The sequence below is a fragment of the Alphaproteobacteria bacterium genome, from assembly GCA_030680745.1.
In the GTDB taxonomy this organism is placed as follows: domain Bacteria; phylum Pseudomonadota; class Alphaproteobacteria; order JAUXUR01; family JAUXUR01; genus JAUXUR01.
On the sequence record JAUXUR010000074.1, the window covers coordinates 1 to 23274 of the forward strand.

21 protein-coding genes are annotated in these 23274 nt (G+C 36.0%); 16 read left to right on the top strand and 5 right to left on the bottom strand.

Annotation, left to right across the window (positions count from 1 at the left end):
- Positions 1-229: 229 nt before the first annotated feature.
- Positions 230-1480: a tyrosine--tRNA ligase gene (gene tyrS / locus Q8L85_08775; protein ID MDP1724778.1), complete on the bottom strand. Its 1251-nt coding sequence runs from the start codon at positions 1478-1480 to the stop codon at positions 230-232.
- 398 nt (positions 1481-1878) lie between these two features.
- On the bottom strand, positions 1879-2541 hold the full coding sequence (locus Q8L85_08780) for an alpha/beta hydrolase (GenBank protein MDP1724779.1): 663 nt from the start codon (positions 2539-2541) through the stop codon (positions 1879-1881).
- A gap of 434 nt (positions 2542-2975) precedes the next feature.
- On the opposite strand from Q8L85_08780, the gene Q8L85_08785 reads away from it, so the two are divergent.
- The 6 genes from Q8L85_08785 to hscB all read left to right on the top strand — a co-directional run bounded on the left by Q8L85_08785 (position 2976) and on the right by hscB (position 7327).
- Entirely contained in the window at positions 2976-3452 is a 477-nt protein-coding gene (locus tag Q8L85_08785; protein MDP1724780.1) for an Rrf2 family transcriptional regulator, read from the top strand.
- The gene (locus tag Q8L85_08790) at positions 3449-4612 is read left to right on the top strand and encodes a cysteine desulfurase family protein (protein MDP1724781.1); all 1164 of its coding nucleotides are present in this window, start codon (positions 3449-3451) and stop codon (positions 4610-4612) included. Before Q8L85_08785 ends, Q8L85_08790 begins: the two co-directional genes overlap by 4 nt.
- A complete protein-coding gene (locus Q8L85_08795; GenBank protein ID MDP1724782.1) occupies positions 4605-5834 on the top strand; it encodes an IscS subfamily cysteine desulfurase in 1230 nt (409 codons plus the stop codon). The genes Q8L85_08790 and Q8L85_08795 overlap by 8 nt, the downstream gene beginning before the upstream one ends.
- Positions 5835-5860: 26 nt before the next feature.
- Positions 5861-6259 carry a Fe-S cluster assembly scaffold IscU gene (gene iscU / locus Q8L85_08800; GenBank protein MDP1724783.1) on the top strand — a complete coding sequence of 133 codons (399 nt, stop codon included), beginning with the start codon at positions 5861-5863 and terminating at the stop codon, positions 6257-6259.
- On the top strand, positions 6249-6584 hold the full coding sequence (locus Q8L85_08805) for an iron-sulfur cluster assembly accessory protein (GenBank protein MDP1724784.1): 336 nt from the start codon (positions 6249-6251) through the stop codon (positions 6582-6584). The genes iscU and Q8L85_08805 overlap by 11 nt, the downstream gene beginning before the upstream one ends.
- A gap of 251 nt (positions 6585-6835) precedes the next feature.
- Positions 6836-7327, top strand: coding sequence for a Fe-S protein assembly co-chaperone HscB (gene hscB / locus Q8L85_08810; GenBank protein MDP1724785.1), 492 nt, complete (start codon positions 6836-6838; stop codon positions 7325-7327).
- Positions 7328-7390: 63 nt separating this feature from the next.
- Here the strand turns inward: hscB and Q8L85_08815 are convergent, their stop codons facing one another.
- Together Q8L85_08815 and Q8L85_08820 are read right to left on the bottom strand one after the other, a co-directional pair.
- Entirely contained in the window at positions 7391-8482 is a 1092-nt protein-coding gene (locus Q8L85_08815; GenBank protein MDP1724786.1) for a hypothetical protein, read from the bottom strand.
- Between the two features lie 231 nt (positions 8483-8713).
- A complete protein-coding gene (locus Q8L85_08820) occupies positions 8714-9187 on the bottom strand; it encodes a hypothetical protein (protein MDP1724787.1) in 474 nt (157 codons plus the stop codon).
- Between the two features lie 184 nt (positions 9188-9371).
- Between Q8L85_08820 and gcvT the strand changes: the two genes are divergently transcribed.
- The 3 genes from gcvT to gcvP all read left to right on the top strand — a co-directional run bounded on the left by gcvT (position 9372) and on the right by gcvP (position 13872).
- A complete protein-coding gene (gcvT, locus tag Q8L85_08825) occupies positions 9372-10475 on the top strand; it encodes a glycine cleavage system aminomethyltransferase GcvT (protein ID MDP1724788.1) in 1104 nt (367 codons plus the stop codon).
- The gene (gene gcvH, locus Q8L85_08830) at positions 10472-10837 is read left to right on the top strand and encodes a glycine cleavage system protein GcvH (protein MDP1724789.1); all 366 of its coding nucleotides are present in this window, start codon (positions 10472-10474) and stop codon (positions 10835-10837) included. The genes gcvT and gcvH overlap by 4 nt, the downstream gene beginning before the upstream one ends.
- A gap of 173 nt (positions 10838-11010) precedes the next feature.
- Entirely contained in the window at positions 11011-13872 is a 2862-nt protein-coding gene (gene gcvP, locus Q8L85_08835) for an aminomethyl-transferring glycine dehydrogenase (protein MDP1724790.1), read from the top strand.
- A 63-nt stretch (positions 13873-13935) separates the two neighbouring features.
- On the opposite strand, the gene Q8L85_08840 is transcribed toward gcvP, so the two are convergent.
- Complete coding sequence (locus Q8L85_08840; protein MDP1724791.1) at positions 13936-17445, bottom strand: hypothetical protein; 3510 nt, start codon at positions 17443-17445, stop codon at positions 13936-13938.
- A 172-nt stretch (positions 17446-17617) separates the two neighbouring features.
- Between Q8L85_08840 and argE the strand changes: the two genes are divergently transcribed.
- The 7 genes from argE (at position 17618) to nusB (ending at position 22803) form a co-directional block, all read left to right on the top strand.
- Positions 17618-18790, top strand: a complete 1173-nt coding sequence (gene argE / locus Q8L85_08845; GenBank protein MDP1724792.1) for an acetylornithine deacetylase — start codon at positions 17618-17620, stop codon at positions 18788-18790.
- A gap of 121 nt (positions 18791-18911) precedes the next feature.
- Positions 18912-19376, top strand: a complete 465-nt coding sequence (gene rplM / locus Q8L85_08850) for a 50S ribosomal protein L13 (protein MDP1724793.1) — start codon at positions 18912-18914, stop codon at positions 19374-19376.
- Positions 19377-19390: 14 nt separating this feature from the next.
- The gene (gene rpsI / locus Q8L85_08855) at positions 19391-19858 is read left to right on the top strand and encodes a 30S ribosomal protein S9 (GenBank protein ID MDP1724794.1); all 468 of its coding nucleotides are present in this window, start codon (positions 19391-19393) and stop codon (positions 19856-19858) included.
- Positions 19859-20070: 212 nt separating this feature from the next.
- Positions 20071-20529 carry a ribose 5-phosphate isomerase B gene (gene rpiB, locus Q8L85_08860; GenBank protein MDP1724795.1) on the top strand — a complete coding sequence of 153 codons (459 nt, stop codon included), beginning with the start codon at positions 20071-20073 and terminating at the stop codon, positions 20527-20529.
- Positions 20530-20593: 64 nt separating this feature from the next.
- Positions 20594-21841: a serine hydroxymethyltransferase gene (gene glyA, locus Q8L85_08865; GenBank protein ID MDP1724796.1), complete on the top strand. Its 1248-nt coding sequence runs from the start codon at positions 20594-20596 to the stop codon at positions 21839-21841.
- 16 nt (positions 21842-21857) lie between these two features.
- A complete protein-coding gene (gene nrdR, locus Q8L85_08870) occupies positions 21858-22325 on the top strand; it encodes a transcriptional regulator NrdR (GenBank protein ID MDP1724797.1) in 468 nt (155 codons plus the stop codon).
- A complete protein-coding gene (gene nusB / locus Q8L85_08875; protein ID MDP1724798.1) occupies positions 22309-22803 on the top strand; it encodes a transcription antitermination factor NusB in 495 nt (164 codons plus the stop codon). Before nrdR ends, nusB begins: the two co-directional genes overlap by 17 nt.
- Positions 22804-23274: the final 471 nt, after the last annotated feature.

Here is a 23274-nt window from a genome sequence, read left to right on the forward strand (position 1 = left end):
CCAGACTCGCAAACGGGTTCTTCAAACACCAATGCTTCGACGGCCTCCAGGTCGCACAAGCTTTTTATACACATGTTTGCGAATTTGGTCATTCCTTTTAAGTCCGACCCTTTTAGGTGGTGGGAAACTCGCAATGACGAGGCAGGTAGTTAATTTTTTATTATTTAAAGGCATTAATTTTATATTTTTTAATTAGTTACATAAAGTTACTATAAAATGTCAACAGCCCCTAATCTTTTACAACAATCACGCCATGATGTTTTTTGCCTGCCGACACTTTAATGTGTCCATCGATTAAATCTTTTGTGCTTAAACTATAAGCCTCATCATCAATAACATTATTATTAACGCGGGCACCGCGGCCTTTTATAAGACGTTTGGCCTCTCCATTGCTTTCGACAAAACCAATTTGTTTTAAGGCTTCAATGAAAGATAATCCTTTTTCAAGATCGTTCATCGAGATTTCTAAGCTTGGTAAATCACCACCGCTACCACCTTCTTCGAAAACTTTTTTAGCTGTTTCAAAAGAATGGCGGGCCGCTTCAATGCCATGACACAACGCCGTTGCTTCATTGGCTAAAATAATTTTAGCTTCATTCAGTTGGTTGCCTTCAAGTTTTTCGAGTTGCGCGATTTCGGCAATGGGTAATTCAGTGTAAAAACGTAATAAAGTGCCGACATCAGCATCTTGGGCATTGCGCCAAAATTGCCAATAATCATAGGGACTTAATTTGTCCGCATTCAGCCAGACGGCGCCTCTTTCCGTTTTGCCCATTTTCGTACCGTCAGACATGGTCAATAAAGGTGAGGTGAGGCCAAATACATGTTTGTGGTTGACGCGACGGGTCAAATCAGTGCCATTGACAATGTTCCCCCATTGATCCTGTCCACCCATTTGCAAAACACAATTATAGCGTTTGTTAAGTTCGGCGAAATCATAAGATTGTAGAATCATGTAATTGAATTCAAGAAAACTTAAATTTTGTTCACGTTCGAGACGCATTTTAACAGAATCAAAACTAAGCATACGATTGACTGAAAAATGAATCCCATAATCGCGTAAAAATGCCATATAATTAAGATGATCGAGCCAATCAGCATTGTCCACCATAATGGCATCGTTAGGTCCATCGCCAAAAGTCAGAAATTTTTCGAAAACTTTTTTAATACCTTGTTTATTATGTTCAATTTGTTCAAGACTTAGCATTTTACGTGCTTCATCTTTAAAAGACGGATCGCCCACTTTAGAGGTCCCACCACCCAATAAAACAATAGGTTTATGACCTGTTTGCTGCAAATGACGCAACATCATGATTGAAATAAGATTGCCCACATGCAAGCTATCAGCCGTACAATCAAAACCTATATAGGCAATAATTTTATTGGCTTGGGCGTATTCGTCTAAACCCGTTTGATCGGTGCATTGATTTAAAAAGCCACGTTCGGCGAGTGTTTTCAAAAAAGTGGAATGTGGGGTCATTTGTTCCTCAAGCAATCAATTCTATATCAAGTGTAACTCTCTTGTTACCCCCTCCTACGCCCCGCGGCTTGACCGCGAGGTCCATAAAACCTCTAGAAAAGTCTCGACAAATGAATTTATTCACTTGCTGCGCAATGGATCCCGCGGTCAAGCCGCGGGAAGTAGGAGGATGGTAGTGTTTCAAATTATTTTACTATGTTTCTTTGTATATGCGTATCGATCGCTATTTCTTGACAACGAATTTGTCCGCCAATACTCATTAATTACCCAGATTATGAGGCAAAGTCTAGAAAGTTCGAGAACCGGCACGGAATGTACTATAGTACATGAGTATCGCCAGTAGTTTCTTTTTCCTGGGCAGAGCTGACGACGAATTTCCATAATCTGGGTAATTACCTTTAGGCAGCTTCTGCAAGCGGTCTTTCACCTAATATGCCGTCAATATAATCATTGACATGGACCATTAATTCGTCTGTTTTTGAATCAAAGAAATGATTAGCGCCATCAATGATACGATAATCAACACTTACGCCTTTTTGGCGGGTTATTTTAGAAATCAAATTATCAACCGATTCTAAAGGAACAACTTCATCGCGGTCACCCATGACGATCATGCCAGAAGCAGGGCAGGGCGCTAAAAAGCTAAAATCAAAAAGATTGGCAGGCGGTGAAACGGATATATACCCATTGATTTCAGGGCGACGCATTAAAAGTTGCATCCCAATCCATGAACCAAAAGAAAAGCCTGCAACCCAGCAAGATCTGAAATGAGGATTAATGTTTTGCATATAATCTAAAACGGACGCTGCAACACTTAATTCATCTTCGCCACCATCAAACAATCCTTCAGATCGTCCAACGCCTGGAAAATTAAAGCGCATCGTTGTAAAGCCGCGTTGTGCAAAAGCTTGAAACATTTGATATACAACACGATTATTCATTGTGCCGCCATGCTCAGGATGCGGATGAAGGATAAGCGCTAATGGAGCAGTAGGATCAATACCAGGCTTATAGCGTGCTTCAATTCGACCAAGAGGACCATTGATGATTAGTTCAGGCATTACTACTCCTTATTTAATGTGCGCTCGTAATTAGAGTTATTAGAAATCAATAGGTTCGTCGTTGTGAGCGGCCTAAATTTAAAAAGGGCCGCGTGGTAATCCAGTTTTAAAACAAACATTAAAGCTTTTTAAATGCTTTTTTCTGGATTGCTTCTTCGCCCCATTTAATTTGGGGCTCATCGCAACGACGGAAACTTCAGGTTTCTTAATGCTAGGTATTATCGAGTTCGCGTTATTATTTTGCTCGATGAGCATTGTGCAAAACATTTACGAAAAAGAACCGATATGATTTATATACAAAATTTATCCAAAATCTCAACTTCAATAGTTGACTATTTTACTCGGATATTGTATGTTTAATACTAGCTCTGATCCTTATACCGCATTTTGTGGACAATAGGGTATATAAAAATGTAGATGAGAAGAAAATTTAGATGAAACTAGGTACAAAAGGTCGCTATGCAGTTATGTCAATGGTTGATATCGCTTGTCATGACGATAAAGAAGCTGTTTCACTTAATGATATTGCAACGCGCACTGAAATTTCTTTGCCTTATCTTGAGCAACTTTTCATGAAATTGCGTAAATCTGGCCTTGTTAATTCTATTCGAGGACCAGGCGGTGGGTATAAACTTGCGAGACCTTCAAATAATATTCGAATTTCTGATATTTTACTGGCAGTTGATGTTCAAATTCACACAACCCGATGTGAGCCAAATTCTGCGATGGGATGTAGGATTAATCATGGACGTTGTTTAACGCATGATTTGTGGGATGCGATGGGACGTCAAATGGCTCTTTTTTTGAACAGTGTTACATTAGAAGATGTTGTTCAAGGACGTTTGATTGAAAAATCAATGCATCACGTTAAAAAAGAAGAACAAGAAAATATTTTAAAGGTCGTCTCGTGAAAAATATTTATTTAGATTACAACGCTTCTTTTCCTGTTAAGCCAAAAATTTTAGAGCAATTGCTCACACAGACAGATTCTTATGGCAATCCTTCTTCCATTCATTTTTTTGGACGGCAATCACGTCAAAAAATAGAAGAAACACGTCATAAATTTGCGAAATGTCTGAATGTTACAAGTGATAAGATTATTTTTACAAGTGGTGGGACTGAAGCCAATAATATGGTGTTAAAAGGCTTTGTAGCTGAACATAAAAATAAAGGGACGCTTCTTATATCGGCTACCGAGCATCCATCTGTTCTTAAAACAGCTTTCACGCTTTTAGGTGAGCATTGCCCTCTTATCAATGTCACAAAATCAGGTATCATAGACTTAGTTCATTTAGAAGATTTCCTCCGCCGGGCTGAAAAACCTATTTTGGTTTCTGTTATGTACGCTAATAATGAAACCGGGGTGATTCAGCCCATCTCTCAGATTGCTTCCCTTATCCACCAATATGGCGGCTTACTTCATTGTGATGCTGTGCAAGCTTTTGGCAAAATTAATTTTGATTTTGGCGACGATCTACCCGATTTTATCACTTTTTCGGGTCACAAAATTGGCGCCCTTCAAGGCATTGGTGTTCTTTTTTCAAAACATAATTTTCCATATGACGCACTTATAAGTGGCGGCGGCCAAGAAAAAGGACGCCGTTCAGGGACAGAAAATGTTCTTGGGATTGAAAGCCTAGGGCTTGTGCTCTCTCATTTAAATGCTGATATATATAATTGTAGTAAGGTTGAATTTTTGCGTGATTATATGGAAAAACAACTTGTAGAAATTGCACCTAATCTTGTTTTTTTTGGGAAAGATGCGCCACGACTTCCTAACACGTCTTGTTTTGGGTGTTTAGGTTTGGCGGGTGACATGCAAGTCATTAGCTTGGATTTAGAAGGCATTGCTATTAGCGCAGGGTCAGCTTGTGCGTCTGGCAAAGTTAAACCATCGCATGTTTTATTGGCTATGGGTGCAAGTGAGGCACTTGCGCAATCGGCTATTCGAATCAGTATGGGGCCGATGACCACAAAAGAAGATATCGATTATTTTTTAAAAGCATGGACAAAAATTTATGTGCGCGGATTAAAAGATCAGCTTCAATTAATAAATGAAAACAATGGATAAAATAATGACCAGTTCAAAACAGCTTTATTTTGATTATCAAGCGACAACGCCAATGGATCCAAGGGCATTAGAGCTGATGCTGCCTTATTTTACTGAAAAGTTTGGTAATCCCCATTCTAAAAGTCATTCTTATGGATGGGAAAGTGAAGATGCAATCGAAATAGCGCGCGCGCAAATTGCGCATTTAATAAAGGCTGATCCTAAAGAAATTATTTTTACGTCAGGGGCGACTGAATCTAATAATTTGGCGATAAAAGGGATTGCTGATTTTTATGGTGATCAAAAACGGCATATTATTACATTATCGACTGAACATAAATGCGTGTTGGATACGTGTCGCCATTTGGAACAAAAAGGATTCGATGTCACGTATTTACCTGTTTTACAAAATGGTATTGTTGATTTAGACCTTTTGAAATCATCTATACGAGCTGACACAATGCTAGTGTCGATTATGGCCGTGAATAATGAAATAGGTGTTATTCAACCTATCCAAGAAATTGGTCAAATATGTCGCGCACATAACGTCTATTTTCATACGGATGCTGCCCAAGCTTTTGGCAAAATACCCTTAAATGTTGAGTCTATGCAGATTGATTTGATGAGTATTTCAGCGCATAAAGTCTATGGCCCTAAAGGCATTGGCGCTTTATATGTTAGACGTAAACCACGCATACGCTTAAACGCTTTGATCAATGGTGGTGGACAAGAACGCGGTATGCGCTCAGGAACATTGCCAACGCCTTTATGTGTTGGTTTTGGTGAAGCTGCACGATTAGCTGCCCTTGAAATGGTTGACGAAAATAAACGTCTTGAATCGTTTAAAAATTATTTTTGGGAAACGCTTTCAGCAGGCCTTAAAGATATATATTTGAACGGTGATTTTAATAATCGTATTCCAGGCAATCTTAATATCAGCTTTGCCTATGTAGAGGGTGAATCTTTATTGATGGGGTTAAAAGATATCGCACTTTCTTCAGGGTCTGCTTGTACGTCGTCATCACTTGAGCCTTCTTATGTTTTGCGTGCCTTAGGTGTTGAAGAAGAATTAGCGCACACATCGCTTCGTTTTGGGTTTGGGCGTTTTACAACGTTAGAAGAAGTCGAGTTTTTAGCGAAACGTGTGATTGAAGTCGTTGAAAAATTACGTGAAATGAGCCCGTTATGGGAAATGGCGCAAGAAGGTATTGATCTAAAATCAATCGAATGGGCCGGTCATTAATAATCGAATAATTAGGAGAACCTAAGATGTCATATACAGAACGCGTTATCGATCATTATGAAAACCCACGCAATGTTGGGTCACTTGATAAAAATGATCCCAATGTTGGGACGGGCCTTGTAGGTGCGCCTTCTTGCGGCGATGTGATGAAACTTCAAATTAAAGTCAATAATGGCATCATTGAAGAAGCAAAATTTAAAACTTTTGGATGTGGTTCAGCCATTGCGTCAAGTTCGCTTGCGACTGAATGGATGAAGGGTAAATCACTTGATGAGGCACAAAAAATAAAAAATATTGAAATTGCACACTATTTATCCTTGCCACCTGTAAAAATTCATTGTTCCGTACTAGCTGAAGATGCTATTAAGGCAGCGATTGAGGATTACAAATCAAAAAATAAAGGAGAAATGGCGGATGCGGCCTAATGTTTTAAAAATTACCGATGCGGCACAAGAGCGTATCAAAGCGTTGCTTGCACAAAGAGAGAAAAGCTCTTTGGGGATCCGTATTGGCCTTAAAACAAAGGGATGCTCTGGCCTGTCTTACGCGATTGAATATGTGGATGAAATTAATCCATTGGATGAAAAAGTAAGTATGGATACGCTGACCGTTTTCATTGATCCCAAAGCGATTATGTTTTTGATCGGGACCGAAATGGATTTTGTCGAATCAGAACTTGAATCAGGTTTTGTGTTTCGGAATCCAAATGAAAAAGGCAGATGTGGGTGTGGAGAATCTTTCCACGTCTAGATATAGTCGTTTAATTTTTGCGGATACGTCGTCACTCTTCACTCACGTATGAAGTATACGCATCGCTTATCGTTCCTAGTCTGCGCATAAAATTAAACAACTATAGTTGTGTTCTTAAAATAATCGTACTAATGGGGTAGTAGACCTTATTTTGTTGTTATGATCACTAAACTCGTCATTGCGAGGGGCCCAAATTTAAAAGGGGCCCCGCGGCAATCCATACTTGAGTCAGACCATAAATAGATTGATATATGAAAAATCAGATAGATTACTTTTCTCTTTTAGATTTACCAAGATCATTTGACATCGATCTAGATGCTCTAGAAAAAGCCTATATCACCAATCAACAAAAATACCATCCGGATACGCAACAAGGCATTAATGCTTGCGAGAAGCTAAAATTAATGCAGCAATCTGTTTTAATTAACGAAGCCTATCAAATTCTAAAAGATCCTTTAAAGCGTGCCGCTTACATGTTGGGTTGTTTAAACAAACAAGAAAGAATTAATGATCCTGATTTGTTGGAAGAAATTTTTGATCTTCAGGAGGAAGCAGGGGCGTTATCATCGGAAATGGATATAAAGAGTTTTTTAGAAAAAATAAATATCGATCTTCAAAAAACTTTTGTTTTATTGGCGGCTATGTTGCTGGAACATAATATGAATGGTGCTAAAAATTTATATTTTCGGGCAAAATATTTAACAGAAATACAGAAAAAAACGACTTTATTCGATAGATTATAAAACTTTTAGAATGAGTGAAATGTTTTTATATGCAGTCGAATAACCTCATAACAGTCTTTTCTGCTAAGGTATAAGTAAATCAATGATTGGTTCAGGTGATTCCCCTGTGGTTTCTCTTAATAAATTTGCATTTTTTGTTTGACGATATAAAGAGGATTCTGCAATTTTTTTGTTATATAGGGATTTTATTTCTGGATAAGTATCTACATATGCTTGTCCAAGGCTTTGAACGGCCAGCGCAAACTTTTTATTAACCAAAAGTCGTATGCGAATTGTTTCGCGGAGCGTATCTTTTAAAGCTCTTGATCCTGATGTGAAGTCATTATCATTTTGTAATACTCTTTCTTTTAATTTTTCAATTTGTTCTGCTTCAGAAATATCAAATGTAGATTTATGATGCGTAAATGAATAAGGATAATTCGTTACCCTGTTGCTTGCATCTACGCCTAACATAAGAAATGCGCCAAAGTATATTGTTTCTAATAGTGAGCTTCCTATTGTTCCTGAAGAGGCTAAATAATTTTTAAGTTCATCTGTTTCGTTTTTTATACCTACAGTGTCTATCCAATATAAATGATTTTCGCTATCGTCATACATAAAATTATAAGGGTGTGAATCAGGATGAATTAATATGTCGTTATTTTGGTACATCAAATGATCAAGATTGCCAAATTGTGTGCCGATAGAGCTAAACATAGTTTTAATATCAGCATCTTCCATATTGGCTATATCATATTCTCCTAATGCTTTTCCTTTTGCTGCGTTTTGAATAAAGCCAAAAAAATCACCTAAATTAAAAGAAGTTTGATTTGCAATTATTTTTGGTATTTCTATGTTATGATCCATTGCCATTTTGTTGATTTTATTTATTAAATTCAGATCTTCTTCTAATTTTTCTTTATCTCCATTGAAATTATTAATTTTTTTTTCAATTTTGATAATTTTTGACGAGATTGTATCTTCTACAAATATAATTTTTTTAACATTTAGCGAGCGTCTTATTACTTTGCTGCTGGTGATTTGAGTCTCATTATTAAGAAGACCTAGTCCCTTAAGACCATTAACGATTTGTATATCTTCTTCATCTATTGAAAAGACTTGATATGTAGAAAATATAAAGATAAAGGAAAATAGAATTTTTTTGATATTAAGCATGTTAACCCACCAATGATTTTTGATATTGATTAATTGTATTATGAAAAATATTAAAATTTAGTTAATGGATTTAAAATTTAAAATGGAAAAGTTTTTAACATTTTTAGTGTATTAGGCAAAATTTTTGACAAAAATTAGTTTTTAAAAAATTAAGGTTTGTAACTGTCTGCTATTGAAAAATGAAAAAATAGTTGCAAACAGTTACAAAGTTCATCCGTATTTAATAATTAATTAGCAACCTGCCCCAGAATGTTTATGTGCAATGACTGCAGAAGTTGTTGCATAGTTTCTCATATAATCCCAACTTGGATCACGTGCGTAATATGTTTGTAAGCTGATTGTATCAATTTCTGATGTATCTATACCATTAATATCAAGGGGCCATACATTTAAATTTAGATGATCATCATTAAAGTCACCATAAACGTCAGTAGTAATTTTTACAAGTTCATTAGGATTCCCATTAAGAATTGAATCTAATGACACTTCTTGTTGTGCATATTGATTTACGTCTATTTCAACTGTTTGTTTTCCAAATTGAGTCGTGAAATGTAGATTTACTTGGGTTACTTTATCTTTCAAAATTGAGCCATCTTTAGATTCAGAAGGGTCTGGTTGTGAAAAATTAATTTTAATGGCTTCACAGAACGAGCTCATGCTTGCAAAGCTTAATAACGTCAATGTAAAAAATTTTAGTTTATTCATGATAATAATCCTTTCAACGTTTAGTCTGCATATCTTACATATATAAATATATGATGAGGAACAGAATTGCAAATCATATTTATGCCATTACTTTCAAATTGTAGGTAATATCAGTTAAATTCCCCCTAGATATTTTTTTCTAGATTTGCTCTTATGGTATATCAAAAAATTTTGGGATTTCACTATGCCACGTCAAACGCCTTTGTTTAAATTACACGAAGAATATCAGGGTAAAATGGTTGATTTTGCTGGGTATGAATTGCCTATTCAATATCCTGCGGGCATTATTGAAGAGCATAAGCATACGCGAACAAAGGCCTCGATTTTTGATGTATCTCACATGGGGCAAATTTTTTTAAAAGGACCAGGGGCTACAGATTTTTTAGAAAAATTAACACCATCTTCTTATGGTTCTTTGTTAAAAGGACAGATGAAATACTCTGTGCTTACAAACGCGCAAGGCGGTATTATTGATGATTTAATGATCACTAAAGTTGATGATGATTTTTATTATTTGGTTGTCAATGGTGCACGGTTTGAAGCTGATTTAAATCATTTTAAGCCATATATTAATAAAGACATTATTCTTATTCCATTACAAGAATATGCATTGATTGCTTTACAAGGTCCCGCTTCTGAATCTGTTTTATGTGCATTAGACCCAAGTCTTAAAAATTTGCATTTTTTGGAAGCGAAAGAAGCGAGTATTTTAGATTTTAAATGTTGGATCAGTAGATCTGGCTATACAGGAGAAGATGGGTTTGAAATTTCAGTTCATAAAAAAGATGCGATTAAACTTGCCAACGCTTTATTACAAAATGACAGCGTAAAGCTTGCAGGGTTAGGGGCGCGTGACTCGTTAAGATTGGAAGCAGGGTTACCGCTTTATGGACATGATCTTGATGAAAGTACGAGTCCTATTGATGCAGGGCTTTCCTTCGTGATTTCGAAAGAACAAAGATTGAATCCAAAGTTTTTAGGCGCGCCCATTATTTTGAATCAGCTTAGCATGGGTCAAAAATCTAAACGAATAGGGTTGTTGCCTGAAGGAAAATTGATGGTACGTGAAGGGACTAAATTACTTGATAAAGATCATAACGAAATTGGAATAGTCACCAGCGGATCTTTTAGTCCGATTTCTGATCGTCCTATTTCAATGGGTTATATTCAAGACGATGATGTGACACCGAATCGTGAAATATTTGCCCTTGTAAGAGATGTTCCTAGGGCTTGTACTCTTACTTCAATACCATTTTTAACACCTAATTATAAAAGGAAAGCGTCATGATTAAATTTACAAAAGAACATGAATGGATCAAGATTGAGGGTAATATTGGTATCGTAGGTATTACAGCACATGCGAAAACCCAATTGGGGAATCTTGTTTATATCGAATTACCTAAAATTGGGACTGAAGTTAAAAAAGGTAAGGAAATAGCGGTCGTTGAATCTGTAAAAGCAGCGAGTGAAATTTATGCGCCTTTAAGTGGCGAAATTATTGAAACGAATTTGAAGATTGTTGATAATCCATCATTAATTGATGAATCGCCTCAAGATCAAGGGTGGTTTTTTAAATTGCGTATTCAAAATTTAGATGAATTAACGCAATTGATGAGTGAAGAAAGCTATAAGTCTTACATCAACGACTAAAGATAATACGTTAGGTTCTTATGGATTAGCTGCTCAGATTATGAGGCAAAGTCTAGAAAGGGCGAGAACTGGAACGGAGTGTACCCCTTTGTACATGAGTACCGGAAGCGCAGACCTGACGACGAATTTGCCCATAAGGCGGGTAGCGTTAATAAGAAACAAGTGGGGGGCACATGCCTAGTTTAAAAGAAGCACTTAATCATCATGCTGTAGAAACAGCATCACAGGCTATTTCTGATCCTCATGAGTTTTTATATCGCCATATTGGTCCAAGACCAGATGATATTCAGTTAATGCTGAAGGAATTTGGGGTTAATAGTCTCGACGATTTTATGCGCGACACGGTACCTAATTCTATTGTTGATGATCAAGATTTACTTTTACCGCCGACTTTAAATGAATATGAAGTTCTTGAGGCTTTGGATAAAAAAGCACGTCAGAATGATATATTTAAATCCTATATTGGGATGGGTTTTCATGATTGTTTGATCCCGCCTGTAACACGTCGTTTGATTCTTGAAAATCCATCTTGGTATACTGCTTATACGCCTTATCAAGCGGAGATTTCTCAAGGGCGTCTTGAAATGTTGCTTAATTTTCAGCAAATGATTATGGATCTAACAGGATTCGAAATCGCCAATGCGTCTTTGCTTGATGAAGCGTCAGCATGTGCTGAATCAATGACTTTTTTAAAGCGTATTAGTACAAACGATTCGTTGGATTTTTTGATAGACGAACATGTTCATCCCCAAAATATTGCTGTTCTTCAAACACGCGCGAAACCATTAGGCATTAATATTACCATTGGAAAAGCGTCTTATGAAATTGAGAAAAAAGATTTTTTTGGTGTGTTGTTGCAATATCCAACAACATTAGGTGAAATTATCGATTATCGTGCGTTTATTTCTAAGGCACATGAAAGAAATACGCTGGTCGCTATGTCGTGTGATTTGTTGGCACTGACTATTTTAACGCCACCTGCCGAATTGGGCGCTGATGTTGCTATTGGGACAACGCAACGTTTCGGGATGCCGCTTGGTTTTGGTGGTCCGCATGCTGCTTATTTTGCGACGAAAGATGCTTATAAACGCAATATACCCGGAAGGCTTATTGGCGTTTCTGTTGATACCCATGGCAATAAAGCCTTGCGTATGGCACTTCAAACACGAGAGCAACATATTAGACGCGAAAAAGCGACAAGTAACGTGTGCACAGCGCAAGCATTACCAGCCATTATGGCGAGTGCTTATGCGATCTATATGGGCCCTCAGGGTCTTAAAAATCTTGCTTTACAACTTCATGCTTATGCACAATTTTTGGCGACGACATTAACTGAAAATGGATATCATGTTCAAAAAGAACATTTTTTTGATACGATTTTGGTAAATGCGGGCGGCAAAATTAATGATATTAAGCTTGAGGCTCACAAGAAACACATTAATTTTAGATATTATGATCACAGGCGTATTGTGATCGCCTTGAATGAAACAACAAATGCACAAGATTTAGTTGATATTCTATCCGTTTTTGGTATTAAAGCTGATTTAGATCAGATTGATTTTGCGCTTCCTTCTATTTTTGATGAGGCGTTGAGACGTAAAACTACGTATTTAACACATTCTGTTTTTCAGTTATATCATTCTGAAACAGAATTTATGCGCTATATCAAGTACTTGGAAGACAAAGACCTTGCGCTTAATCGTGCGATGATCCCTTTGGGGTCATGTACAATGAAACTTAATTCTGCAACTGAGTTGACGCCAATCACCTTCAAAGGCTTTGCGCATATTCATCCTTTTGCACCGTTAGATCAAACCAAAGGGTATCAAGCGTTATGCCGAGATCTTGAATCATATTTGGCTAAAATAACTGGTTTTGATGCTGTGTCACTTCAGCCTAATGCGGGGTCTCAAGGTGAGTTCGCAGGGTTGCTTGCCATTCAGCATTACCATCAATCACGTCATGAAGGGCATCGTCATATTTGTCTTATTCCAGCATCAGCGCATGGAACGAATCCAGCGAGTGCCAAAATGGTGGGCTATGATATTATACAAGTGCCCTGTGATTCAAATGGTAATGTGGATATATTAAGCCTTAAAAATTTAGCGCACCAATATGCAAAAGATCTTGCTGCTTTTATGATTACCTATCCTTCAACTCATGGTGTTTTTGAAGGTCAAATTCGTAAAATGATTGATATCATTCATGAAAATGGTGGCCAAGTCTATATTGATGGCGCGAATTTAAATGCACTTGTGGGTATTGCAAAATTTGGTGAATTAGGGGGCGACGTTTGTCATATTAATTTGCATAAAACTTTTTGTATTCCACATGGGGGCGGTGGACCCGGTATGGGGCCTATAGCCGTTAAAACACATCTGAAACCTTTTTTGCCTCAAATGGATTTAAGCGAAAATGCGCATATGGTGTCGTCAGCCTTTTATGGCAGTGCGCTTATATTACCTATTTCCTGGGCCTATATTCGATTAATGGGATCTAAAGGTTTAAAATTTGCGACACAAGTGGCGCTTTTAAATGCAAATTATATTGCGCAAAAGTTGAGTCCTTATTACCCCATTTTGTATACGGGCCTTAATAATCGCGTTGCACATGAATGTATCCTTGATTTAAGGCCCTTGCGTGATAAAACGGGTATTAGCGTAGACGATATTGCCAAAAGATTGGTTGATTATGGGTTCCATGCCCCAACGGTGTCATTTCCTGTCGCAGGCACCTTGATGATAGAGCCGACTGAAAGTGAAAGCAAAGTTGAAATTGATCGTTTTATAGAAGCAATGATTTTAATTCATGCAGAAATTCAAGATGTATTGGATGGAAAATCAGATCCTGAAAATAATCCTCTTAAAAGGGCACCACATATCATTCAAGATTTAATGAGTGATTGGGATAGACCCTATAGTAAAGAAAAAGCATTTTTCCCAAGTGCTTCTGTTAAAGAGCGTAAATATTGGTCGCCTGTGGGTCGTGTGAATCATGATTATGGGGATCGTAATTTATGCTGCGGATGTTCGTAAAAAATTAATAATTGAGGGCCACTTAGTGAAATATAAATGGCCCGATAGGTGTCATATGGGTTTTTAATCGGTGATCATATTATTATTGATGATGATGTTATTTTCTTTATTAGTTTCTTTAAAAATATCAAGTTGTTCCAAAAGAAGTGCTAGTGAAAGTTTTATAGCATTTTTCTTTTGTTGATCATCTAATAAAAGCATTTCTAAATCAAAATTATTTTGATTAATATTTTTTAAATGTAATTGTTCTTTTACGGCATTGTTTATTATGGTCCAAATAATATTGATGCCTGTTTCAGGATGAATGATGCTTAATTTATTTTCTTTAATTATTGATTCTAAGTGATCAATAATTGTATCAGGTGTAAATTGCTCATAAAAAAGATCTAATATTTTTTGTAATGATTGTGAGGTAACATTTGAATTTATTTCACTGCTGTTTAAATCAAAATCAGGTGATTTTGTAGTATCATGTAATCCAATAATACCACCTATAAGTCCTTCAATATAGGCAATATCATGAGGACATTCCGCATAACTTTTGCCACTTAAATTTTCAGCAATGGCATTGATACATTGACGTTTAATTGTAATTAATTCTTTCATAAGAATTTGTTTAAGATTTAACCAAGTAAGATCTACATCTTTATCAATCCTGGTATGTTTAAATGTTTCATGAATTGCATTATCAAGCGTACTTGTTTCTGCAAGTTCAATTAAATTCAAAAGACCTATAACCCACCCATTTTCAATATATCCATTTAATAATGCGCGTAATTTTTGACCATTTTCATTGTTAAAATTATTCAGCAGATTAATAAAATTATTGTTATTAAAAAATTGATGTATTTTATCTTGAAGTTTTAAAAGATCATCACGTCCTTCAACATCTTTTTTAGTTAGTTTTTGAATGAGTGCTTCAATCATATCAGCAGATAATTGATCACCAAACTTATTAGCAGGTAAATAAATCTTGTGCGCTTTACATAAATGATCAAGATTTTGATAAAATTCTTGTGGTTTTGATAATGTTATTAAGATATGCAATGCTTTTTTTAAAGTATTGCCTAAGATAATGCGATCATCAGGATTATTAGGATTATAATGTTGTTCAAGATTAGCAATGGATCCTAGTAATGCTTTTAGGCGTTGCGCATTATCTGTTTTAATATCTGTGAAATGTCTTCGAAATATATGTTCTTGTGTTAACATGTTTGAAATGAGTGTGGAAAGTTGTTTTCTGGATTGTTGATATGAAGATTGCACGTCATGATCATTTATATATGGATTTTTGGTTTCTTGAAGTCGTATTAACCATGTCGTGATGGTTTTAAGGTCTGACATGAATAACGGCTTTGATTCGATTAAATAATGATCCCAGATAGCTTGATTTTTACCTTTAACACATTGATCCATATCATGCATTAGATAGGCAAGTTTTTTTAAACCATCTTCTTTTTCCATCGTTTTAAATTTTTTAACCATAGCTTGAATCATCATTGATTCTTCCGAAAAGGGTGCTTTGAAATATTTTTTAAAGTCGTCACTATTGCGTATGTCTTTTAAATCTTCGGTAGGATTCTTTCCTAAGGTTGCATCAACATCTTCAAGAGTTGCTAGTGCTTGTTCATTGAGTGGTAAATAAGAAAGCGCTTTTTCGTTGATTGTGAAATCTAATAGTCTTTCTTGATCTTGATTTAGTTTTAAGGAAATTCCAATTGGGTTATGTTTATAATTTTCTTTCAGTTTTGATAATAAATTGAGATAATCGCTTATAGAATCTAGTCTTTCATCTGATTCAGTATTATTGATTTTGTTGTATAATGATAATAATTCTTGTACATGGGAATTATGTTCGCTGTATTTTTCAACAATTTCATCAATATGATAATAAAGTATATCGACGAATTCATCTGATGAGATGAGTTGATTGTATGCTTCACGAAAAGTGTCACCAAATAAAATATAAGCATTTAATTTAAAACATAGTAATTTTTCAGATTCTTCTTCATTTGTGGATTGTTCTTCAAGAAATCTTTTTTTAAATAGGTTTTCTAATGTTGATTGACAATCTACATCTGTATGATAACCTAACAGTAATAAATCTAATATTTCATTAATCTGCTGTTTAGTTAATTCTTTTTTTGAAAGATTTAATAAATTTTCTTTGATATTTTTATAATTTTTTTCTTTGCTTTTAGTATTTTCTAATAAGATATTGAATATTTTTAGTTTAATATTTTCTGATTTTGTAGTTTTAATGATAATCCAAAAAATGAATTCAATGATGTTTCTTTCTTCATCATTAAATTGGGTATCAAAAAATCGTTGTATTATATGAATAGATGTTTCTTTATGATTTTCTATAACCTCTTTCCAATATATTATCAAAGAGAGTTTGTTTTTATCGTCAAGGGATTTAAAATAATTGATGAATCGTCTAGCTAAAACAGGATGTAATTGTAAGGCATATGTGTCGTCATTTACTTTGTCGTCTTGTATATCATATCCTTTTGAATCAAATAAGGTGCCTGTTGGATAGGATGGATTTGGTATATTTTGTATGAAATGATTAAGAAAGGCGGTGCGATGGCTTTCAGGTAGGTATGGCAAGGCAAGGAAAAGAGCTTTAGCAGTATGTTCTGTGATAAGGGGAAGTTCTTTTACATTATTGATATTTATTTTATATGTGTGCGGATCCATAAAAAGGAACAACCACTTTAAATCGTTAAGATGCATGTCTAATTTTGGATGCGTATCTTTGAAAAAGGAAATAATAGAATTGATGATGTCGTTGCATTTTTGTGGGTTAAGTAGATCTACTATGTTAATTATTGTCCATACATCGTGAAGAATATCAAGTCCTTTTTCATCAACAAAGGTAATAAGTTCTATTAATGCATTAACTTTGTTTGGGTGTATACATTGAATTTTTTTTAAAAAATTTGCATAACCTTCTGAAGGCGAACATTTAATATTAAAATTATTTTTTAAAAATTTTATTAATGTATTGTGGTTGTTTTGAGGGAGTATAGATAAACAAGTTATAACGCTTTCATAATGTGCTGGTTCCCAATCTGTTTGAGCAAGCTGCTGGGTAATATCAATAATTGTATCGAATGGATGCGTTTTTGTTTGAATAAGTTTTTTGAGTGCGTATATAAGATAAATATAATTTTCTTTAGTCCAATCATTTTTAATTTCATATTTTTTTTCTGAATGTTGTGTAATGAATTTTTTTGAGGCTTCAAATATTTTATCTATTTCTTCCTTTGGGATGCGTATACAATCTTTTATAAAAGAATAATAAAGTATTGACCAGGTAGTTTCATTTTCAGCGGGCAGACATTCTAATAATTCTTCGATGTTTGTAATTGAATCTATTTTTTGTTTTTTATTCGTTGATTCATTTTCAGAATGATAAGGACGTTTAGCATTATTATTTTTGGGTTCTTCATTATCTTCATTTTCTGAAATTATAATAGATTCTTCTTCATCATCTGAATCATAGGCGGACAAAGATGAAGACGTTGCTATAAATAACATCAGCATAGCACTAATATTTAGTTTCATTTATATGATTCCTTAAATGTAATTTTAAATTATTGAGTACGTTATGCTTACACAATATTTAAAAAATTATCAATAAAAAAAATATGATTTTGCACCTTATTGGGCTTACGTTTGTTAAGATTTGTGCTATTTTCACATTAATTTTATGTGTTTGTTGAGTGGGGCATTATTGATGACGTTGAAACATAAATCTATAGAGCTTTTAAAGAAGCTTATTTCATTCAATACAATTAGTTATAATGCTAATTTGGAGCTTATAAGATGGGCAGAATTTTATTTGCAGCAATTTGGTGCTGAAACAAGATTAACGACTTCATTAGAAGGTAATAAAGGGAATTTGTTCGCAACTTTTAAAGCGCATGATGGCAATGGACTTGAGGGAGGCATTATTTTTTCAGGTCATACGGATGTTGTGCCTGTAGAAGGTCAAGATTGGAAAACGGATCCTTTTGAACTCCATATTGGAAATGGCAATGCTTACGGGCGTGGGACTTCCGATATGAAGGGGTTTATTGCTATTATTATGAGTTTAGCAGATCGAATCAGCAGTACAAAATTAAAAGTTCCATTCCATTTTGCGCTTTCTTATGATGAGGAAGTTGGGTGCATAGGTGTTAGGCATCTTATTAAAGATTTCATGCAAGCAGGTTTTAAGCCGAGCGCTTGTATCGTTGGTGAGCCGAGTATGATGCAATTGGTGGTAGGCCATAAGGGGCAGGTTGGTTATGAATGCGAGGTCATTGGTTTTGAAGCGCATTCGTCTTTGACGACACAAGGTGTCAACGCCATAGAATATGCAGCGCGTATCATTGCCTTTATCCATCAGATTTCAGAAGAACTTAAAAATGCATCTGATCATGATATGGCGTTCAATCCTGGGTTTAATACTTTTAATACAGGTGTTATTTCTGGTGGTACAGCGTTTAACATTATTCCAAATCGTTGTGATTTTTTTTTCGACTATCGTTTTTTGCCGGGACGTGAAAGATTAGATCAAGTTGAACGTATCATTCATTATGCGCGTGATGTTTTGGTGCCTGAAATGAGGAAAGTTTACGAACATGCTGATATAAAATTTACGCAGGTTATGAGCATCCCTGCATTTAAAGCATTGGAAGATAGTCCTTTTATAGCGTTTTCAAAATCATTAACAGGTGCTAATCAATTAAATGCGGTTCCTTATGGAGCAGAGGCTGGACTTTTTGCTGAAAATGGTATAGATTCGATAATCTGTGGACCGGGTAGTATTGAACAAGCCCATAAACCGAATGAATTTATCGCTTTGGATCAATTAGCGCGATGTGAAGAATTCATAGAAAAATTGATCGCTTATTACACGTTATAGTAGGCGCTAAACAACCAAAGATTTTTGGTGAGATGATACGTTTTTTCTTGACTTTTTTTGATGATCATGGGAAATGTAAGCATTCTAGAATGATAGTTTTTGATAGATAAAGACGGTAGTGATGAAAACCTATACGCTAACACCCAAAGAAATAAACAAAAAATGGTTTATTATTGATGCAGATGGCCTTGTTTTGGGGCGCCTTGCATCTCAGATAGCTTTACGCCTTCGTGGTAAACACAAAGCTGCATATACACCTCATATGGATTGTGGTGACAACATTGTTGTTATCAATGCTGAAAAAATCCATGTTACTGGTAAAAAGCTTGAAAATGAGCGTTTTTACTGGCATACAGGTTATGCAGGCGGTATTAAAAATAGAACGTTAGGACAGATTTTAGAAGGTAAGTTCCCAGAACGCCTTATACAAAATGCTGTAAGACGTATGCTCCCTAAAGGACCATTAGGTCGACAAGTTCTTGGTAATTTACGTGTTTATAAAGGATTAGAACATCCTCATACAGCGCAAATGCCAGAAGCGATTGATATTGCTTCACAAAATGTTAAAAACACCAAAAGAAGCTAAAGGGTAAATCCGTTATGCAAGGTTTTGATACACTCAAAAATCTATCACAAGAAACAGAATCTGTTCAAAAAGTATATGAGCCAAAGATTGATTCTTTAGGCCGCTCATACGCAACAGGTCGTCGTAAAAATTCCATCGCACGCGTTTGGTTAAAACGTGGATCTGGAAAAATCGTTGTCAATGGACGCGATATCACAGATTATTTCGCACGCCCCGTGTTGCGTATGATGATCAATCAGCCGATTGAAGTTGTAAGCCGCGTCGGACAATATGACATTATGTGTACTGTTGTTGGCGGTGGTTGTTCTGGTCAAGCAGGTGCTGTTCGTCATGGTTTAACACGTGCATTGACACATTTTGAGCCAGGCTTACGCCCACAGCTTAAATCAGGTGGCTTCTTGACACGTGATAGTCGTATCGTTGAACGTAAGAAATATGGTAAAGCTGGCGCACGTCGTAGCTATCAGTTCTCGAAACGCTAATCTTTTTTATTCGTTTCTTAAAAATCCTCGCTTGCTGCATTCTGTGGCGTTAAAAGCGGGGATTTTTTATGTCCGGTAAATGATCATTACCTATTAGTGCGTAGTTTTGTTAAATATCCCAGAATCCTTTCTTTTCAAGAATTTGATTTTTAGGTTTCTTTTTGACTGAGATTGATATAGTGTAAGGAAAGTTAAAACAACGTCCTCATAACATGACTCTCATTAGTGTCGCTATTGCCTCTGATCATGCAGGTTATAGCTTTAAAGAAGTAATCAAACAAGAATTGGTCAGCATGGGCCATAAACCTCTTGACTTAGGCACTGATTCAGAAGAATCTGTTGATTACCCTGATTTTGCAGAAAAACTTGCTATAGCACTTCAAAACAAGCAGGTCGAATATGGTGTCTTGATTTGTGGTAGTGGTATTGGCATTTCTATTGCAGCGAATAGATATAATCATATTCGTGCCGCTTTATGTTCAGAACCTGTTTCGGCATATTATGCGCGTGCTCATAATGATGCGAATGTAATTGTGTTTGGTGCAAAATTTATAGGGCAAGAAGTTGCAAGATCTTGTTTGCGCGTGTTTTTAACAACCGCTTTTGAGGGTGCCACTGTTGAAGGTAGGCGACATGAAAGACGTGTGCAAAAATTATTTAAACAAACTTAGGTGTTAGCTAAATATGCCAGAACCAATCTCACGTCAGTTTTTAAGGTTTTTTTCAGCACATTTGATGGAAAGCGATCCTGAAATTTCAATCGCTATTTCTGAAGAACTTAAAAGACAGCAAAACCAAATCGAATTGATCGCATCAGAAAATATTGTGTCACTTGCAGTGTTGCAAGCACAAGGGTCTGTTCTTACGAACAAATATGCTGAAGGTTATCCTCAAAAGCGTTATTATGGTGGTTGCGAATATGTTGATCGTGTAGAACAGCTTGCCATTGATCGTGCCAAGCAGCTTTTTGACTGTTCCTTTGCCAATGTTCAACCCCATTCAGGTTCACAAGCGAATCAAGCTGTTTTTTTGGCTTTATTGGAACCTGGTGATTCAATTTTGGGTATGTCACTTGCTGCAGGTGGTCATTTGACACATGGCGCAAAACCTAATTTGTCAGGTAAGTGGTTTAATGCACATTATTACGGCGTGAGTCGAGTTGACGATTTAATCGATTATGATGAAGTTGCAACTTTAGCGCGTGAACACAAGCCTAAACTTATTATTGCAGGTGGTTCAGCGTATCCAAGGCTTATTGATTTTGCACGATTCAGGCAAATTGCTGATGAAGTGGGTGCTTATCTAATGGTTGATATGGCACATTTTGCGGGTCTTGTGGCGGGTGGTGTTTTTCCATCTCCATTACCGCATGCCCATATTGTGACGACAACGACGCATAAAACACTTCGTGGTCCTCGTGGTGGAATGATTTTAAGTAATGATCCAGAGCTTGGTAAAAAAATAAATTCGGCAATTTTTCCAGGGTTACAAGGCGGTCCTTTAATGCATGTGATTGCTGCTAAAGCTGTTGCGTTGCAAGAAGCGCTTTCTGAAGATTTTAAAAAATATGCAAAAGCCGTTATTGAAAATGCACGTGCGCTTGCGCAAAGATTGCGTGATAAAGGTTTTGGTGTTGTGTCGGGTGGTACTGATTCGCATCTTCTTTTGGTCGATTTACGTACAAAAAATTTGACAGGCAATGTTGCTGAGCAAGTTTTAGAACGTGTTGGTTTAACATGTAATAAAAATGCTGTCCCTTTCGATCCTCAGCCACCAACTGTAACATCGGGTATTCGTCTTGGAACGCCTTCAGGTACAACACGTGGTTTTGGCGTGCCAGAATTTTTAATGATCGGGGATTATATTGCCGAGATATTAGAATCTGCATCGAATCCAGAATTGCTTCAACAGATTGAATCAAAAATACGGAAAAATGTTCTTGTCTTATGTGATCGCTTTCCGATCTATAAAAACCTATCATAGATATTGAGGTTAAAAAATGCGTTGCCCCTTTTGTACGTTTGAGGATACGCAGGTAAAAGATTCTCGACCTAGCGAGGAAGGTGCGGCGATTAGACGTCGTCGCATCTGTCCTGAATGCAATGGTCGTTTTACGACATATGAACGTGCTCAATTGCGCGAGCTCGTTGTACTCAAACGCGACGCGACGAAAACAAGTTTTGATCGTGACAAATTAACGCGTTCGATTTTAACAGCGATGCGTAAAAGACCTTTTACACAAGATCAAATAGAAGAAATTGTAACAAGTATTGTACGGAATTTAGAAAATTTGGGTGAAAACGAAATACCTACAACCTTAATAGGTCAAAAGGTGATGGAAGTATTAGCCAAATTAGATCAAGTTGCCTATGTACGTTTTGCATCAGTTTATAAAGATTTTAGGGAGGCCAAAGATTTTGGTGAGTTCTTAAGGAAAATGGAAACACATTATGGCGACCCACAGTAAAAACGACGAAATAAAACCAAAGAAAAAAGTTGATATTCTATCACGGTTTAGAACATTGGCGAGACTTGCCTCCGTTCAAGCTTTGTATCAAATTGAATTCATGAAGACTGGTCCAATTATTGTTATCAATCAGTATTTGCGCGACGGTATTTGTCTTGAAGAAGAAAAGATGATCGCAATTAAAGAAACCAAATTATTTAAAGCGATTGTTGAAGGTGTTTTTGCGCGCATCCAAGAAATTGATCAAATGATTGATGCGGCGATTGAAGGTGATGTAAGTGCTTCGCGATTTGAACCTATTATGCGTAATATTATGCGTGCTGGGATCTTCGAATTAATGGCCCATGCTGATGTACCATCGCCTGTTATTATTAACGAATATCTCGATATCACGCACTTATTTTATCAAGAAACTGAGCCTAAAATCGTGAATGGCATATTGAATAAAATGAGTGTTGTTTTAAGACAAAGTCAATAAGAATCAATCTACCGGACAATTTTTAAATTGAATGTAAAAACCTTAGCAAACAAGCACTTTTCAAGTGAATTAAAAATTTTGTGAAAGACTTCTGTAGCGATAAAAAAAGTTTTTCTGATAATTTCAATAAGACATTCATGACCATAATGAGTAGTGCTTTTGGGAAGATATCCATGCTTTTTAGGTTTTGGTTTTTCAGCCTCGATATAAACGTCACCAATCTACTGGACAAAAAATAACATTAGGCTCATTTTTGACTGTCCTAATCTCACATCCCGCAACTTATTTCTAAGAAGTAAAAACAATTTTTTACCAAAAGCCCTCCAAAAGAAGGTTTTTTTTACCTCTCCCCTTGTGGGAGAGGTCGCGACCAAAGGGAGCGGGTGAGGGGTATTTTACAATTTTGAAGAGATGAGTATTTGTTTAGCAATGCTTAGATTATGGCATGATGGTACTGCACTTTGTAAACGC